The sequence below is a fragment of the Kitasatospora sp. NPDC086801 genome (assembly GCF_044745805.1).
GTDB lineage: Bacteria > Actinomycetota > Actinomycetes > Streptomycetales > Streptomycetaceae > Kitasatospora.
This window is the reverse complement of sequence record NZ_JBIVAX010000023.1, coordinates 1-17,294: the sequence shown is the minus strand read 5'-3', so window position 1 is coordinate 17,294 and position 17,294 is coordinate 1. Positions and strand designations below refer to the sequence as shown.

10 protein-coding genes are annotated in these 17,294 nt (G+C 72.3%); 2 read left to right on the top strand and 8 right to left on the bottom strand.

The genetic code is table 11. The annotated features are described in order from the left end of the window. Positions 1-125 precede the first annotated feature (125 nt). The 7 genes from ACIPLC_RS22840 to ACIPLC_RS22810 form a co-directional block, all read right to left on the bottom strand. Positions 126-602, bottom strand: coding sequence for a CinA family protein (locus ACIPLC_RS22840; RefSeq protein WP_400474917.1), 477 nt, complete (start codon positions 600-602; stop codon positions 126-128). A 32-nt stretch (positions 603-634) separates the two neighbouring features. Further along, on the bottom strand, positions 635-1,264 hold the full coding sequence (pgsA, locus tag ACIPLC_RS22835; RefSeq protein WP_400474837.1) for a CDP-diacylglycerol--glycerol-3-phosphate 3-phosphatidyltransferase: 630 nt from the start codon (positions 1,262-1,264) through the stop codon (positions 635-637). Then, complete coding sequence (rimO, locus tag ACIPLC_RS22830; protein WP_400474836.1) at positions 1,261-2,754, bottom strand: 30S ribosomal protein S12 methylthiotransferase RimO; 1,494 nt, start codon at positions 2,752-2,754, stop codon at positions 1,261-1,263. The genes pgsA and rimO overlap by 4 nt, the downstream gene beginning before the upstream one ends. Before the next feature lie 117 nt (positions 2,755-2,871). Then, positions 2,872-3,735, bottom strand: coding sequence for a helix-turn-helix domain-containing protein (locus ACIPLC_RS22825; RefSeq protein WP_400474835.1), 864 nt, complete (start codon positions 3,733-3,735; stop codon positions 2,872-2,874). Between the two features lie 261 nt (positions 3,736-3,996). After that, positions 3,997-6,684, bottom strand: a complete 2,688-nt coding sequence (locus ACIPLC_RS22820; RefSeq protein WP_400474834.1) for a DNA translocase FtsK — start codon at positions 6,682-6,684, stop codon at positions 3,997-3,999. Positions 6,685-6,830: 146 nt separating this feature from the next. Beyond that, on the bottom strand, positions 6,831-7,469 hold the full coding sequence (locus tag ACIPLC_RS22815) for a response regulator (RefSeq protein WP_063351395.1): 639 nt from the start codon (positions 7,467-7,469) through the stop codon (positions 6,831-6,833). Positions 7,470-7,763: 294 nt separating this feature from the next. After that, positions 7,764-12,272, bottom strand: coding sequence for a HAMP domain-containing protein (locus ACIPLC_RS22810; protein ID WP_400474916.1), 4,509 nt, complete (start codon positions 12,270-12,272; stop codon positions 7,764-7,766). A gap of 570 nt (positions 12,273-12,842) precedes the next feature. Between ACIPLC_RS22810 and ACIPLC_RS22805 the strand changes: the two genes are divergently transcribed. Next, the gene (locus tag ACIPLC_RS22805) at positions 12,843-15,404 is read left to right on the top strand and encodes a SpoIIE family protein phosphatase (RefSeq protein ID WP_400474833.1); all 2,562 of its coding nucleotides are present in this window, start codon (positions 12,843-12,845) and stop codon (positions 15,402-15,404) included. Between the two features lie 342 nt (positions 15,405-15,746). After that, positions 15,747-16,310, top strand: coding sequence for a GPR1/FUN34/YaaH family transporter (locus ACIPLC_RS22800; protein ID WP_400474832.1), 564 nt, complete (start codon positions 15,747-15,749; stop codon positions 16,308-16,310). On the opposite strand, the gene ACIPLC_RS22795 is transcribed toward ACIPLC_RS22800, so the two are convergent. Then, positions 16,303-17,169, bottom strand: coding sequence for a phosphatase PAP2 family protein (locus tag ACIPLC_RS22795; protein WP_400474831.1), 867 nt, complete (start codon positions 17,167-17,169; stop codon positions 16,303-16,305). The two genes, ACIPLC_RS22800 and ACIPLC_RS22795, sit on opposite strands and share 8 nt — an antisense overlap. Positions 17,170-17,294 lie beyond the last annotated feature (125 nt).

Sequence of the window (17,294 nt, the reverse complement as noted above, 5' to 3'; positions counted from 1 at the left end):
GCCATACCCGCGTGCCGGATCGGCGGATCCCCGTTTCGGTGGAGATCGCCGCGGTCGGGGATCCAGCACGCCTCCGCAGCGCCTCCAACGGGCTGCGAGACGCCCGGGTGCGGGCCCCGCGGGGTTCAGGTCGTGGGCGTACCGGCCGGGAGCCGCCCGACGAACAGCTCCAGAGCGGCGGTCACCGCCCCGTGACGGATTCTGGCACGCCCGCCCGACAGGCGGGGCGAACTGACCAGAGTTCCCTCCGGACCGGCGACCGCCAGGTGTACGGTGCCCACCGGCTGCCCGTCCTGCGGGTCCGGCCCGGCCACCCCGGTCGTCGCGATCCCGTAGGTGGCCCCCAGCAGTCGGCGCACGCCCTCGGCCATCTGCCCCGCCACCACCGGATGGACCGGCCCGTACACCGCCAGCAGTCCCTCGTCCACGCCGAGCACCGAGGCCTTCAGCTCGGTGGCGTACGCGGTGACCGAGCCCCGGAAGGTCGCGGACGCCCCGGGGACGTCGACCAGGGCGGCCGCGAGCAGCCCTCCGGTCAGCGACTCGGCGACGGCCAGCGTGCCGCCCCGGGCGCGCAGCGCCTCGTGCGCCCGTACCGCCAGCTCGTAGTCCGTCACCCGGTCTCCCCCGTCGCTCACCGGCCCGCGCGCTCCGCGGCCAGTCCCTCGCGGCGCATCCGCAGCGCCTGCCCGACGTAGTCCAGCGCGGTGCCGACGGTCAGCAGCACCGCCAGGGCCATCAGCACGGCCCGGGCGGTGGCCAGCCAGCCGGTCAGCTCCAGGACGTACATGCCGACCGCGATGCCCTGGGTCAGCGTCTTGATCTTGCCGCCGCGGCTGGCCGGGATGACGCCGTAGCGGATCACCCAGAAGCGCATCAGGGTGATGCCGAGTTCGCGGGCCAGGATCACCGCGGTGACCCACCAGGGCAGGTCGCCGAGCAGCGAGAGGCCGATCAGCGCCGAGCCCATGATCGCCTTGTCGGCGATCGGGTCGGCGATCTTCCCGAAGTCGGTGACCAGGCCCTTGCGCCGGGCCAGCTCGCCGTCGAACAGGTCGGTGATCATCGCGATGGCGAACGAGGCCCAGGCGACCGAGCGCCACTTGGGGTCGTGCCCGCCGTCGGCGAACAGCAGCGACACGAAGACCGGCACCAGCAGCAGCCGGAGCATCGTGAGCATGTTGGCGATGTTCCAGACAGCCGGCACCGCGGCCGCCGGTCTGCCCGGGTGGGCCGCGGCCGGGGCGCCGGGCCCCTTGGTCATTCCCCGGCTCCCGGGGCCTGGCGGACCCGGACCGGCTCCAGCGCCTCGGCGATCAGGTCGACGCCCTCGCTGGCGACCACCTTGGCCCGGTGGAACTGGCCGATCTGCGGGTCCTCGACGCCGGTGAGGGTGGTCAGGCCGTCGGTCTCCGGGGCCTGGTGGGCGGCCCGGCCCTCGACCACGCCGTCCTCGATCGACTCGATCAGGACCTCGACCTCGGTGCCGACGCGCTGCTCGGCCCGCTGGGCGGTCATCTCCTCGGCCAGTCGGCTGAGGCGGTTCAGCCGGTCGGCGATCACGTCCTCGGCCAGCTTGCCGTCGTAGGTCGCGGCCTCGGTGCCGTCCTCGTCGGAGTAGCCGAAGACGCCGATCGCGTCCAGCCCGGCGTGCGTGACGAAGCGCTCCAGCTCGGCGAAGTCCGCCTCGGTCTCGCCGGGGAAGCCGACGATGAAGTTGGACCGGGCGCCGGCCTGCGGAGCCTTGTCGCGGATGGTCTTCAGCAGGTCCAGGAACTGGTCGGTGGAGCCGAAGCGGCGCATCCGGCGCAGCACGGCGGGCGCCGAGTGCTGGAAGGACAGGTCGAAGTAGGGCACCACGTCCGTGGTCCCGGTCATCGCGTCGATCAGTCCGGGGCGCATCTCGGCGGGCTGCAGGTAGGAGACCCGGACCCGCTCGACGCCCTCGATCGCGGAGATCTCGCCGAGCAGCGTCTCCAGCAGCCGGATGTCGCCGAGGTCCTTGCCGTACGAGGTGTTGTTCTCGCTCACCAGGACGACCTCGCGCACGCCCTGCTCGGCCAGCCACTGGGCCTCGTGCAGCACGTCGGAGGGGCGGCGGGAGATGAAGGAGCCGCGGAACGCCGGGATGGCGCAGAAGGAGCACCGCCGGTCGCAGCCGGAGGCGAGCTTGACCGAGGCGACCGGGTTGTCGTCGAGCCGCTTGCGCAGGGTGCGCGGGCCGGAGGCCGGGGCGAGGCCCTCGGGCAGGTCGGCGATCGGCTCGGCCGGGGTCTCGGCGGCACCGTGGCCGGGCAGCGCGACGGCCTCGGCGGCGGACTGCCGCTCGGCCGGGCTGATCGGCAGCAGCTTGCGGCGGTCGCGCGGGAGGTGCGGGGCGTGGTGGCCGCCGGAGAGGATGGTCTGGAGGCGGTCGGAGATGTCGGAGTAGTCGTCGAAGCCGAGCACGCCATCGGCCTCGGGCAGGGCGTCGGCGAGCTCCTTGCCGTACCGCTCGGCCATGCAGCCGACCGCGACGACGGCCTGGGTGCGGCCGTGCCCCTTGAGGTCGTTGGCCTCCAGCAGGGCGTCCACGGAGTCCTTCTTGGCGGCCTCGACGAAGCCGCAGGTGTTGACGACGGCGACGTCCGCTTCGGCGGCGTCGTCGACGAGCAACCAGCCGTCGGCTTCCAGTCGCCCGGCGAGTTCCTCGGAGTCCACCTCGTTGCGGGCGCATCCGAGCGTGACAAGGGCGACAGTACGGCGTTCAGGCATAGGGCCAAGATTAACGCGCGGCCTCCGGTGCCGTTCGCCCCGGAGGCCGCGCGCCTCGGATTACCAGATCTTCGCCAGCCCGCAGGGCCGGTCTCCAGGGCCTCCGCAGGCCTGTGGTCAGCCCGCCTGCGGATCGCCGGGGGTGTACGTGACGTGCACCACCTGACCGTCCTTGCCGAGGAGGCCGAGGTCCTTGCCGTTGACGTACGCGTGCACGGCCCCGCCGTTGCCGAGCACCAGCTTGATCTGCTTGGGGTCGGTGAAGGTCTGGTCCTGGCCGTCGCTGATGTTGTTCTGGAACAGCGACTTCCCGGTGCCGTCCACCGCGGACACCCAGCTGGTGCTGCCCTCGGCCACCAGCTTCACGGTGACCTTGTCGGCCGGGACGGCGGCGATCGCGGCCGCGCTCGGCACGGGCGCCGGCGGCTGCACGGTGGGCGAGGGCACGGAGGCGACCGAGCCGGTGCCGGAGCCGCTGGGCAGCGGCGCGCTGGCGGAGCCGGTGCCGGTGTGGCCGCCCTTGCCGCTGACCAGGTTGAAGCCGATCAGGACGACCACCGCGACGATCGCGGCGACCATGGCCGCCGCCCAGTTCGGCCGGCCGCGACCGGGCACCTTGATCGGGCCGCTGTCGATCAGCTGGGTGGGCCGCTTGGAGGCGGGCGAGCCGCCGTGCGCGGCGTCGTACCGGGCGACCAGCGCCTCGCCGTCGACGCCGACCTCGCGGGCGATCGCGCGGATGTGCCCGCGGGCGTAGAAGTCGCCGCCGCAGCGGCTGAAGTCGTCCTCCTCGATGCCGTGGACGATCGGCACCCGGACCCGGGTCGCCGTACTCACCTGGTCCACGGTGAGCCCGGCCTCGATCCGGGCGGTGGCCAGCACCCGGCCGATGCTCGGGGCATCGGCCGCCTGCACCGCGTCGTCGGTCGGCTCGGCGGACGACGGGGCGTTCTCGCGGTCGGGGGACTTGCCGATGGTCACGGGGCACGCCTTTCGAGCGGATGGCCACCTGCTGGAGAACAGTCTAGGGGCGTGGGCGGATCGTTTCTCAAGCGGGACAGGCCCGAACGTGCGCGCCCGTCCCGACGGGGGCCCTGCATCCCGCTGAACGGCCGTCAGCGGGCCCGCACGGGGAACCCGGGGTTCGCCTTCCGGCCTGTGACGCGGTGCACGGACGTTCGGTTCCCCACCACGCGCCTACCCTCCTCCGAACGAGTGAACACTCGTCGGAGGCACGGGCCGTCAACCGCGCAGGAGGACCAGCACCCCGTCCAGCTCGTCCGGCTTCACCAGGACGTCGCGGGCCTTGGAGCCCTCGCTCGGCCCGACGATCCCGCGCGACTCCATCAGGTCCATCAGCCGTCCCGCCTTGGCGAAGCCGACCCGGAGCTTGCGCTGGAGCATCGAGGTCGAGCCGAACTGGGTGGAGACCACCAGCTCGGCCGCCTGGATCAGCAGGTCCAGGTCGTCGCCGATCTCCTCGTCGATCTCCTTCTTGGGGCCGCCGCCGACCGTCACGTCGTCCCGGTAGACCGCGGTCAGCTGGTCCTTGCAGTGCTGCACCACCGCGGCGATCTCCGCCTCGGTGACGAACGCGCCCTGCAGGCGGATCGGCTTGCCGGCGCCCATCGGCAGGAAGAGCGCGTCGCCCTTGCCGATCAGCTTCTCCGCGCCGGGCTGGTCCAGGATGACCCGGGAGTCGGCCATCGCGGAGGTCGCGAAGGCCAGCCGGGACGGCACGTTGGCCTTGATCAGACCGGTGACCACGTCCACCGAGGGCCGCTGGGTGGCCAGCACCAGGTGGATGCCGGCCGCGCGGGCCAGCTGGGTGATCCGGACCACCGAGTCCTCGACGTCGCGCGGCGCGACCATCATCAGGTCGGCCAGCTCGTCGACGATCACCAGCAGGTACGGGTACGGGGTCAGCTCGCGCTCGCTGCCGAGCGGCGGGGTGACCTTGCCGGCCTTGACCGCCGCGTTGAAGTCGTCCACGTGCCGGAAGCCGAACGCCGCGAGGTCGTCGTAGCGCAGGTCCATCTCGCGCACCACCCACTGGAGGGCCTCGGCGGCCTTCTTCGGGTTGGTGATGATCGGCGTGATCAGGTGCGGGATGCCCTCGTACGCGGTCAGCTCGACCCGCTTGGGGTCGACCAGCACCATCCGCACCTCGTCCGGGGTGGCCCGGGCGAGGATCGAGGTGATCAGGCAGTTGATGCAGGACGACTTGCCCGCGCCGGTGGCACCGGCCACCAGGATGTGCGGCATCTTGGCGAGGTTGGCCATCACGGTGTGGCCCTCGACGTCCTTGCCCATGCCGACGACCATCGGGTGGGTGTCCTCGGCGGCCGTGCGCGAGCGCAGCAGGTCGCCGAGGTTGACCATCTCGCGGTCCCGGTTGGGGATCTCGATGCCGACCGCGGACTTGCCCGGGATCGGGCTGATGATCCGCACGTCCGGGCTGGCCACCGCGTACGCGATGTTCTTGGCGAGCGCGGTGATCCGCTCCACCTTGACGGCCGGGCCGAGCTCGACCTCGTAGCGGGTGACCGTCGGACCCCGGGTGAAGCCGGTCACCCTGGCGTCCACCTTGAACTCGCCGAAGGTGCTGGTGAGCTGGGCCACCACCTCGTCGTTGAGGGCGCTGCGGGCCTTGGCCGGGCCGCCGCGTTCCAGCAGGTCGAGCGGGGGCAGCGCGTAGGTGATGTCGCCGGAGAGCTGGAGCTGCTCCATCCGCACCGGTGCGGGGCCGTGCTCCTCCGGCGCGCCCGGGCCGGCGCTGCGGGCGGCCGGGACGGCGGCCTCCTCCGGCGGGGCGGTGCGGTCCTGCACCTGGTGCATCATGTTCGCCACCGCCGAGGAGGCGGGCACGCCGTAGACCAGCGCCCCGTCCAGGTCGGCGGCGGCGCCGGCGGCGAGGTCGCGGGTGGCGTACGGGTCCAGCGGCTCCTTGTCCAGGGACACCCGGACGGCGTCGGGCTGGTCCTCGTCGTCCGTCTGCTTGCGACGGCGGCGCCGACGGCGTGCGCCCACCTCGTCGCCCGGGTCCGCGCCGTCCACGGTGAACGGCAGCGCGGCGGGGTCCGCGTCCTCCGGCGGCTCGGTGGACAGCTCCCGCTCCGGCGTACGCCCCTCGTGCAGCTCGTCCTCCGGCCCGGGCTCCACCACGCCGAGCCGCACGCCGGCCGACCGCAGCCGCTCGGGGATGCGGTTGACCGGGGTGGCGGTGACCACCAGCAGGCCGAAGAAGGACAGCAGCAGGAGCAACGGCACGGCCAGCGCCGGCCCGGCGGCGGCCATCATCGGGGTGGACACGGCCCAGCCGATGATCCCGCCGGCCGCCCTTATCCGCGAGGCGCCGCTGCCCATCATGGGCGCGCCGCAGCCGATGTGCACCAGGCCGAGGACGCCGATCAGCAGCGCGCTCAGGCCGATCATGATCCGGCCGTTGGCCTCCGGCAGCTCCGGGTGGCGCCAGAGCCGGACCGCGATCCCGGCCAGCAGGAACGGCACCAGCACGTCCAGCCGCCCGAACAGCCCGGACACCACGGCGGTGGCCGCCTCCCCCAGCCAGCCCTGCGGGCTGAACCAGGTGCCGGCGGCGGTCACCAGCGCGAGCGCGAACAGCAGCAGGCCCAGCCCGTCCTTGCGGTGGGCCGGGTGGAGGTTCTTGGCCCCGTCGCCGAAGCCCCGGAAGATCGCGGCGATGCTGTTCGCCAGGCCGAGCCAGACGGCCCGGACGGCCCGGAAGAGTATCGGCTTGGGCGGCGGCGGGGACGGCGGGGCCGGTTTGGCCGCCGCCTTCTTCGCCGGGGCCGCCTTCTTGGCCGCCGCCTTCTTCGCGGGCGGCTTGCCCGGGGCCTTCGCCGCGGCCTTCTTGGACGGTCCCGGACTCGGGTTGCGTGCCGCGCTTCCGGGCGTACGAGTGGCCATGGGTCAGCAGCCTACCGGGGCGGACCACCAGTGCACATGTGCCCGAGCCGGGGCTCCGGGACGTGTCGCAGACACACCGTCACGCTGACCCGGCTTCACCCGGTCGCCCGGGAAATTCACCCGGAGGGGTGAACTCCACCGACCGGCTACGCGGTTCCCGGACGGAGCGCGTCCAGGGCCCGGCGCAGCCCCGCCAGCTTGCGCTCCAGGTGCGCCGCGGTGGCGGCCACCCCGGCGTCCTCGACGCCGTCCAGCTGCTTGCCCAGCGCCTCCGCCTGCTCCTCGACCGCCGCCAGCCGCGCGGACAGCTCGCCCAGCAGCGCCCCGCCGAGGGGCGGCTCGCCGCCGCCCGCCTCCAGTTGCAGCCGCAGCAGCGCGGCCTGCTCCTTCAGCTGGCAGTTCTTCACGTACAGGTCGACGAAGACCGAGACCTTGGCGCGCAGCACCCACGGGTCGAAGGGCTTGGAGATGTAGTCCACGGCCCCGGCCGCGTAGCCGCGGAAGGTGTGGTGCGGGCCGTGGTTGATCGCGGTCAGGAAGATGATCGGGATGTCCCGGGTGCGCTCGCGGCGCTTGATGTGGGCGGCCGTCTCGAAGCCGTCCATCCCGGGCATCTGGACGTCCAGCAGGATCACCGCGAAGTCGTCGGTGAGCAGCGCCTTGAGCGCCTCCTCGCCGGAGACGGCGCGCACCAGCGTCTGGTCCAGCGCGGAGAGGATCGCCTCCAACGCCAACAGGTTCTCCGGCCGGTCGTCGACCAGGAGGATCTTCGCCTTCTGCATCAGGGCTCGCCCTCCTGTCGCCTGCCTGCCGCCCGGTGATGGCACTCGCGTACTGCCCACCGCTACCCCGGTCATGCTAGCCGCACCCCCTCGCCCGGCACATCGCTCCGTCGTGACCCGATCCGGAGCGGCGCGCGGCCAGTGCTCCGGCGCACGCTCAGCAGCGTGTCGCCATCCGGTCACTGTTCGCAACGATCGGTGACCCTACCGGGTTCCCGGGCCCGACCGCCAGCAAACCGGCCCACCGGACGGCGCGAACTCCGGAGCCCGCCCCGGAGTTCGCGCCCTCCCCAGTGGTCACGCGCGGTCCGACCGCAGCCACTCGTGCATCACCGCCAGCAGGTGGTCGGTCTCCACCGGCTTGGTGATGTGGTCGGTGGCGCCCGCCTGCAGCGACTTCTCCCGGTCGCCCTTCATCGCCTTGGCGGTCAGCGCGATGATCGGCAGGCCCGCGAACTGGGGCATCCGGCGGATCGCCTCGGTGGTCGCGTAGCCGTCCATCTCCGGCATCATGATGTCCATCAGGACCAGCGCCACGTTCTCGTGCTGCTCCAGCATCTCGATGCCCTCACGCCCGTTCTCGGCGTACAGGACGGTCAGGCCGTGCTGCTCCAGCACGCTGGTGAGGGCGAACACGTTGCGGACGTCGTCGTCCACGATCAGCACCTGCTGGCCGCCGAAGCGCGCGTCGCTGCGGCTGGGGCGGGGCGGCGCGGGCTCCACCGGGCGGGCCCCGGCGGTGGTGTCCAGGGCGGCGCTGCGCCGACGCTCCACCGCGCCGCGGCGGCGCTCCTCGGCCAGCTCGCGGACCTCCTGGGCCCAGTGCTCGGCCGGGTTCTCGCCGACCGGAACGGGCACCCCGACCGGGGTCACGCCGACGGAGGCGCGCAGTGTCGGGACGCTCGACACCATCGGGCGCTCGATCTGCGTGGCGTCCGGGGCCTCGGTGCGCAGCGGCAGGTAGAGCGTGAACGTGGAGCCCTTGCCCAGCTCGCTCTCGGCGTGGATCTCGCCGCCCAGCAGCCGGGCGATCTCGCGGCTGATCGACAGGCCGAGGCCGGTACCGCCGTACTTGCGGCTGGTGGTGCCGTCGGCCTGCTTGAACGCCTCGAAGATCTCCCGCAGCTTGTTGTCGGGGATGCCGATGCCGGTGTCGGAGACCGCGAAGGCGATCAGCTCGTCGTCCGGGCCCTTGATCGAGCCGGACTCCAGCAGCCGCTCGCGCACGTGCTGCGGGACCTCCGCGCCGGCCGGGGAGATCGAGAAGTCGACCGCACCGGCGTCGGTGAACTTGACGGCGTTGGAGATCAGGTTGCGCAGCACCTGCTGGAGCCGCTGCTCGTCGGTGTGCAGGGTGACCGGCAGGGCGGGCGAGACCCGGACGGCGAAGTCCAGGTTCTTGTCCAGCGCGACCGGCTGGAAGGTGGCCTCGACGTAGTCGACCAGCTGGACCAGGGCGATCCGGGCCGGGCGGACGTCCATCTTGCCGGCCTCGACCTTGGAGAGGTCGAGGATGTCGTTGATCAGCTGGAGCAGGTCGGAGCCGGCGCCGTGGATGGTGTCGGCGAACTCGACCTGCTTGGGCGAGAGGTTGCCCTCGTTGTTGTCGGAGAGCAGCTTGGCCAGGATCAGCAGCGAGTTGAGCGGGGTGCGCAGCTCGTGCGACATGTTGGCGAGGAACTCGCTCTTGTACCGGGAGGCCAGGGCGAGCTGCTCGGCGCGCTCCTCCAGGACCTGCCGGGCCTCCTCGATCTCACTGTTCTTGATCTCGATGTCGCGGTTCTGCTGGGCGAGTTGCTCGGCCTTCTCCTGCAACTCCTCGTTGGTGCGCTCCAGTTCCTCCTGGCGCGCCTCCAACTCGGCGGATCGCATCGAGAGTTCGGCGGTGAGCCGCTGGGACTCCAGCAGCAGGCCCTCGGTCTTGGTGTTGACGCTGATGGTGTTGACGGTGACGCCGATCAGGTCGGCGATCTGGTTGAGGAAGTCCAGCGCGACGGTGGTGAAGGAGCTGAAGGTGGCCAGCTCGATCACGCCCAGCAGCCGGCCCTCGAACAGCACCGGCAGCACCACGATGTGGGCCGGCGAGGCCTCGCCGAGGCCGGAGGCGATCTTGAGGTATCCGGGCGGCGCCTCCTTGAGGATGATCGCCCGCTTCTCCACCGCGGCCTGGCCGATCAGCGACTCGCCGGGCCGGAAGGTGGTCGGCATCGCGCGCCGCTGGTAGCCGTAACTGCCGATCAGCCGCAGGATGGTGTCGTTCTCGTCGTCGTCCTCGGTGATCAGCTCGGCGGTGCGGCCGGCCGGCTGGGCGAGGAAGAAGGCGCCGTGCTGGGCGGAGACCACCGGGGTCAGCTCGGTCATGATCAGCGAGGCGACGGCCTCCAGGTCCCGGCGGCCCTGGAGCAGGCCGGAGATCCGGGCCAGGTTGGTCTTGAGCCAGTCCTGCTCCTGGTTGGTGCGGGTGGTCTCGCGCAGGTTGGCGATCATCTGGTTGATGTTGTCCTTGAGCTCGTCGAGCTCCCCTGCGGCGTCCACGTCGATCCGCAGGCTCAGGTCGCCCCTGGTCACGGCGGTGGCGACCTGGGCGATCGCGCGCACCTGCCGGGTCAGGTTGTTGGCCAGCTCGTTCACCGACTCGGTGAGGTCCTGCCAGGTGCCGTCCACGCCGGGCACCCGGGCCTGGCCGCCGAGCCGCCCGTCGGTGCCCACCTCGCGGGCGACCCGGGTGACCTCGTCGGCGAACGCGGACAACTGGTCGACCATGGTGTTGATGCTGGTCTTGAGCTGGAGGATCTCGCCGCGCGCGTCGACGTCGATCTTCTGCGAGAGGTCGCCGCGGGCCACCGCCGTGATCACCAGCGCGATGTTGCGGACCTGGCCGGTGAGGTTGTTGGCCATCAGGTTGACGTTGTCGGTCAGGTCCTTCCAGATGCCGGCCACGCCCGGCACGCTCGCCTGGCCGCCCAGGGTGCCGTCGGTGCCGACCTCGCGGGCCACCCTGGTCACCTCCACCGCGAAGGAGGAGAGCTGGTCGACCATGGTGTTCAGGGTCCCGGCGAGGGCCGCGACCTCGCCCTGCGCCTCGATGGTGATCTTCTTGGACAGGTCGCCGCGGGCCACCGCGGTGGCGACCTCGGCGATGTTGCGGACCTGCCCGGTCAGGTTGGACGCCATGAAGTTGACGTTGTCGGTCAGGTCCTTCCAGATCCCCGACACCCCGCGCACCCGCGCCTGACCGCCCAGGATCCCCTCGGTGCCCACCTCGCGCGCGACCCGGGTCACCTCGTCGGCGAACGCCGACAGCTGGTCGACCATGGTGTTGACGGTCGTCACCAGCTCCAGGATCTCGCCCCGGGCGTCGACGGTGATCTTCTTCGACACGTCTCCGCGCGCCACCGCCGTGGTCACCTCGGCGATGTTGCGGACCTGGCTGGTCAGGTTGTTGGCCATCAGGTTGACGCTGTTGGTCAGGTCCTTCCACGTCCCGGACACCCCGGGCACGCTCGCCTGGCCGCCGAGGATGCCCTCGGTGCCGACGTCCCTGGCCACCCTGGTGACCTCGTCGGCGAAGGCGCCCAGCTGGTCCACCATCGTGTTGATGGTGTTCTTCAGCTCCAGGATCTCCCCGCGCGCGTCCACCTGGATCTTCTGCGACAGGTCGCCCTTGGCGACCGCGGTCGTCACCTGCGCGATGTTGCGCACCTGATCGGTGAGGTTGTTCGCCATGAAGTTGACGTTGTCGGTCAGATCGCGCCACACCCCGGCCGCCCCGGGCACCTGCGCCTGACCGCCGAGCCGACCCTCGGTGCCCACCTGGCGGGCCACCCTGGTCACCTGTTCGGCGAAGCCGGAGAGCTGGTCGACCATCGTGTTGATGGTGTTCTTCAGCTCCAGCATCTCGCCGCGCGCGTCCACCTCGATCTTCTGCGAGAGATCCCCGCGCGCCACCGCCGTGGTCACCTGGGCGATGTTGCGGACCTGGCCGGTCAGGTTGTCGGCCATGAAGTTCACCGAGTCGGTCAGGTCCCGCCAGACCCCGGCCACGCCCGGCACCTGCGCCTGGCCGCCGAGCCGGCCCTCGGTGCCCACGTCCCGGGCCACCCCGGTGACCTGCGCGGCGAACCCGTTCAGCTGGTCCACCATCGTGTTGACGGTGTTCTTCAGCTCCAGCATCTCGCCGGCCACCTCGACGGTGACCTTGCGGGACAGGTCGCCCTTGGCCACCGCGGTGGTCACCTGGGCGATGTTGCGCACCTGCGCGGTCAGCCGGCCGGCCATGGTGTTGACCGAGTCCGCCAGGTCCTTCCAACTGCCCGACACGCTGCGGACCTTCGCCTGGCCGCCCAGCTTGCCCTCGGTGCCCACCTCGCGGGCCACCCGGGTCACCTCGTCGGTGAACTCCGAGAGCTGGTCCACCAGCCCGTTGACGGTCCGGCCGATCTTCAGGTACTCGCCGCGCAGCGGGTGGCTCACCCCGTTGCTGTGCAGCGAGCGCAGCTCCATCTTCTGGTCCAGGTCGCCCTCGGCGATCGAGGTCAGCACCCGGCCCACCTCGGCCATCGGGCGGGCCAGATCGTCGATCAGCGCGTTGCAGTTGTCGACGGCCGCCATCCAGGCGCCCTCGCCGGCGTCGGTCTCCAGCCGCTCGTTCAGCCGGCCCTCGCGGCCCACCGCCCGCCGCACCCGGGCCAGTTCACCGGTCAGGTGCTGGTTCCGCTCGGCGACCTCGTTGAACACCGCGGCGATCTCCGCCAGCGGCCCGTCCCCCGGAACCGTCAGCCGGCGACGGAAGTTGCCGTCCCGCATCGCGGTCAGCGCGGCCAACAGCTTCCGCAGCTCGGCCGGCTCCGCCCCCCGGTTGTGGCTCACTCGCCGGCCGGCCGCGTTCCGCGGCGCGGTCCCGGACCGCCCACCGCGCGGAACGGGCGGCGTCGTACCGGTTGCGTCCTTGGTGGCCGAACTCAACGGGCCCCTCCCACATCGTGAACTTTCCGGTGACCGTCCGTGCCGGTACGGCACGCACCGGGGCACCGGCCCGGTCGGGCTGCGCACCGGCGCCCCACGCGGCACACCGGCACCCGCATCGACCGTACTGCTCCGACCGGCCGTCGCGGACCCCCCAGTCTGGCAGCACCGGCGCCGGGTATACGGCCGGTTGCGCTCGGTTGGTAGCCGACCGTCCGAAACAGGTGGGCAGAATCACTCTCAGGTGCCTGTTTCGACGCCCCGCCCCCACGGGGAACCAAGCGGAAAGTAGGGTGGAGCGCTGCACCGGGCCATGACCCGACCCAGCGCCGCCGCCCCGGCGGCGCGCACGGGCAGTCGGCGCCACGCCCCGGACAGTCAGGGCCAGAGCAGCAGAGGAGAAGTGGCAACGTGGTCACCGCGCGCGCAGCCGCCACCTTCGCCCCCGACGGCCGGTCCGCGGCCGCCGCCCGGGGCTTCGTACGGGACGCGCTGCTCGGCTGGGGTCTGCCCGAGGTCGTCGACGACGCCGTCGTCCTGGTCAGCGAACTGGTCACCAACGCCGTCGTCCACGCCGGCACCGCCGCCGAGGTGTGCTGCCTGCGCGAGGAGGGCACCGTCCGGATCGAGGTCACCGACCACCACCCCGAACGCGGCCTGCCCTCCCTCGGCGACGGCCCCGTCACCTCCTCCGACCGCTACGCCGACCCCGACGGCGAAGGCGGCCGCGGCCTGCTGATGTGCTCCGCCCTCGCCGAACGCTGGGGCGTCGAGTACGCGGCCGGCCGCAAGACCGTCTGGTTCCGGCTCGCCCTGCCCGCCCCCGTGGCCGGCACCCGCTACGCCGTCCCCGCGACCCCCGGCAGCGACCTGCCCAGCGGCCCCGGCCCGGTGCACGTCGCCGTCGTCCAACTCGACGAGGACGGCCGCGTCCTCGCCTGGAACCCGGACGCCGAGGCGCTCTTCCAGTACCCCGCCGCCACCGTCCTCGGCCGCCCCTGGGCCGACCTCGCCGTCTGGCCGCAGTCCGCCGGCCGCGGCCTCGGCCTCACCGACACCCTGCGGCTGGCCCGTTGGGAGGGCGGCTACGGCGTCCGGCGCGCGGACGGCCACGAGGCCGAGGTGTACGGCGTCCAGGTCCGCGTACGCGACACCGAGGGCGTGCCCTCCACCCTCTGCCTGCTCGTCCTCGAACCCGACCGCGCGGTGCTCCGCTCCCCCGCCCGCGCCCTGCCCGGCGAGCGCCCCGACCCGACCGGCCCCCGGCTCGACCTGCTGGCCGGCCCGGTCGCCACCGACGACCTCGACACCCTGCTCCAGCGCACCGTCGAACGCGCCCGCGACCTGCTCGACGCCGACGCCGCGTACCTGCTGCTGACCACCGACGACGAGACCGAGTTCGAGGTCCGCGCCGCCACCGGCCTCACCTCCGGACACCGCCGGCACACCCGCTTCCCGGTCGACACCGGCAGCCGCTACGACTCCGCCCGGCTGCCCTCCGTCCACGAGGACCTCACCGCCCGCCCGACCGGCCTGCCCCTGCTCACCGGCAGCGGCATGCGCTCCCTGGTCACCGTCCCGCTCAAGGTCGAGGGCCGGCTGATCGGCTCGCTCGGCATCGCCACCGCCGCGCCCGGCCGCTACGACAACGAGGACGCGCTGCGCCTGCAGTTCGCCGCCGACCGGGTCGCCCTCGCCGTCGAGAGCACCCGGCTGACCGAGCTCGAACGACTCCGCCGGGGCTCGCTGTCCTTCCTCGTCGAGGCCTCCGACCTGCTCGCCGGCACCCTCGAACACGAGCAGACCCTCGCCCTGATGGCCCAGATGGCCGTCCCCACCCTCGCCTCCTGGTGCGCCGTCTACACCAAGGGCGACCACGGCGCCACGGCCGGGCTCGCCTTCGTCCTGCACGAGGACGAGGACCGGATCGACCCACTGCGCGACCTGCTCGACAAGACCCCGGCCCCCGACGCCGGCCCGACCCACGGCGTCCGCTTCTGGTCGGCGCCCGCCGAGACCGCCGCCGCCGGCGGCCTCACCGACAGCCCCGAACTCGCCGGCCTGCTCGGCGAGACCGTCGTCCTGCCGCTGACCGCCCGCAACCGGGTCATCGGCCTGCTCGCCCTCGGCGTCCCGGCCGGCGTCCGGTTCCGCCAGGAGATCCTCGAACTCGCCGAGGACCTCTCCCGCCGGGCCGCCCTCGCACTCGACAACTCGCGCCTCTACTCCGAGCGCACCGCCACCAGCCAGGCCCTGCAACGCAGCCTGCTGCCGCCGGACCTGCCCGAGATCCCGGGCGTCGAGGTCGACGTCTACTACCAGGCCGCCGGCGAGGGCAACGAGGTCGGCGGCGACTTCTACGACCTGTTCACCATCCGCGAGGGCACCTACGGCTTCGCCATCGGCGACGTCTGCGGCACCGGCCCCGAGGCCGCCTCGGTCACCGGCCTCGCCCGGCACTCGCTGCGCCTGCTCGCCCGCGAGGGCCTGGACGCACCGCAGGTGCTCCGCCGCCTCAACGCGGCCATCCTGGACGAGGGTTCGCGCAGCCGCTTCCTCACCCTGCTCTACGGCGAGCTGACGCCCCGCCCGGACGGCAGCACCGAACTGTCCCTGGTCTGCGCCGGCCACCCGCTGCCGCTCCGGCTGCGCACCGACGGCCAGGTCGACCGGGCCGCCACCCCGCAGCCGCTGCTCGGCGTCATGGACGACCTCGACCTCACCGCCGAACGCCTGGTGCTCTCCCCCGGCGAGGTGCTGCTGTGCGTCACCGACGGCGTCACCGAACGCCGTGAGGGCCTCCGGATGCTGGGCGACGACGGCCTCGCCGAGGTGCTCACCGGCTGTACCGGCCTGACCGCCGGCGCGGTCGCAATGCGGGTGCAGCGCGCCGTCGAGCGCTTCGCCCCGGAACCACCGTCCGACGACATGGCCATCCTGACCCTGCGGGTGCCGACCCAGCGCACCTCGTGAGCCGACGCCGCCTCCTGGTCAACTCCGAGCGTTCCGGCCGGCTCTGAGCGTTTTGGTCAACTCCGCCCGTTTTGGTCGATCCTGAGCGTTCCACAGCTGACGTCGTCACAAATTGTCGGATTCACAAGGGTACAAGCGAGTGCGGCCGGGTACACCGATCTCACCGGGGAATCCCCCGGCGGGGACACGACCGGCGGCTCTCCCGCCGGCCCATCACTGCTGACCGCAGCCCGCGCACGCTCCGGCCGTGCGCCCTCGGCGCGGTCGCGCGCATCCACCTCATCGGACCACACCACTGCGTTGACTGCGCCCTGCGCGCGCCCAGAGTGAAAGGAGCCTCCGGTGAGCAACGAAGCTACCGGGGCAACGAACGCCCGCTCCACCGGAGCCGACGCAGGTAACCTCGGCTACCTCGCACTCGGCCTCACACTGCTCGCCTACGGCCTGCTCTCCACCGGCGTCCTGAGCGGCACCGGGGTCGGGGACGCGGCCCACCTCGCCCATCTGGTCGGCGGAGTCACCCTCTTCATCGCGGGCCTCTGGCAGCTCCGCGGCGGCGAAGGTTTCACCGGAACAGCCTTCACCAGCCTCGGCGCCTTCTGGGCGACCTGGTCGCTGGCCGGCGGAGCAGGCAAGAACGCCACCGGGCTGTTCCTCCTGCTCTGGGCCCTGCTCGCCCTCACCCTGACCGCCGCCAGCTGGGGCTCCGGCCTGTTCAGCCGCGCCGTCTACGGCCTGCTGACGCTCTCCTTGCTGCTGAACGCCATCGCCGTCTTCGGCGGCTACAGCGGCCTCGCCAAGTTCGCCGGCTGGGTCGCGGCCGTCTCCGGGCTCACCGCCTGGTACTGGGCCACCTCCGCACTCAGCAACGGCTCCTGGGGCAGGATCGCCCTGCCGGTCAAGTGACCCGCTGCGGCTGATCCGCCGCGGCGCGCCGGGGTCGGACCTCCGAGTCGACGGAGGGCCGGCCCCGGCGGCGTGCCACCAGGGCCTGGGCGGCGTACGCGAGCAGCAGGATCACGACGGCGACGATCCCGTCCGCCCAGAAGTGGTTCGCGGTCACCACGACCACCGCGACGGTCAGCACCGGGTGCAGCACCATCACCCACCGCAGCGGGCTCCGCGACACCCGTACCACCGCGACCGCCGCCAGCACGCACCACGCGACGTGCACCGACGGCATCGCCGACAGCTGGTCGGCCACCACCACCCCGCCCATCGCGCCCCCGTACACCGACTGCCCGTACTCGGCGGCCACGTCGACGAACCCGTTCTGCGGCAGCATCCGGGGCGGCGCCACCGGGACGAACTGCACCAGCAGGCAGACCGCCGTGGTGATCACCACCGTGTTCCGCACCCACGCGTACCGTTCCCGGTGCCGCAGGAACACCCAGAGCAGCACGGCCAGCATCACCGCGAAGTGCATCGCCGCGTAGTAGTAGTTCGCGAGCTTCACGAGCACCGGGTACGGCGTGACGGCCGCCTGCCAGGACGCCTCGTCCGGCAGGCCGATCGCCGACTCGGTGCGGTGGATCCAATCCGCCCGGTCCAGCGCGTGGTCCGCGCTCATCACTGAGAGGTGCCCCACCAACTGCCAGAGCGCGAACAGCGCCAGCAGCGTGCCGGCCTCCCGCAGCAGCGCCGACAAGGACGACTTCCGAACCCTGGCGGCGGCGTACGCCCCGCCGTAGAGAGCGACCGCGGCGCCCCCGGCGGACTGCCAGGTAAGGGTCAGGTTCTGCAACGGATCGCGCCTCTCCGACAAGCTCTGGTTCGTGTGTCGGCAGAGGGTAACGCAAAAAGACCCCCTCCCGGACGGGAGGGGGTCTTTTCGGAATGATTGTTCGGCGGCGTCCTACTCTCCCACAGGGTCCCCCCTGCAGTACCATC

Coding starts and splice junctions, on each gene's coding strand:
- pgsA (WP_400474837.1), bottom strand. CDS start 1,264: ATGACCAAGGGGCCCGGCGCCCCGGCCGCGGCCCACCCGGGCAGACCG.
- rimO (WP_400474836.1), bottom strand. CDS start 2,754: ATGCCTGAACGCCGTACTGTCGCCCTTGTCACGCTCGGATGCGCCCGC.
- ACIPLC_RS22820 (WP_400474834.1), bottom strand. CDS start 6,684: ATGGCCACTCGTACGCCCGGAAGCGCGGCACGCAACCCGAGTCCGGGA.
- ACIPLC_RS22810 (WP_400474916.1), bottom strand. CDS start 12,272: ATGCGGGACGGCAACTTCCGTCGCCGGCTGACGGTTCCGGGGGACGGG.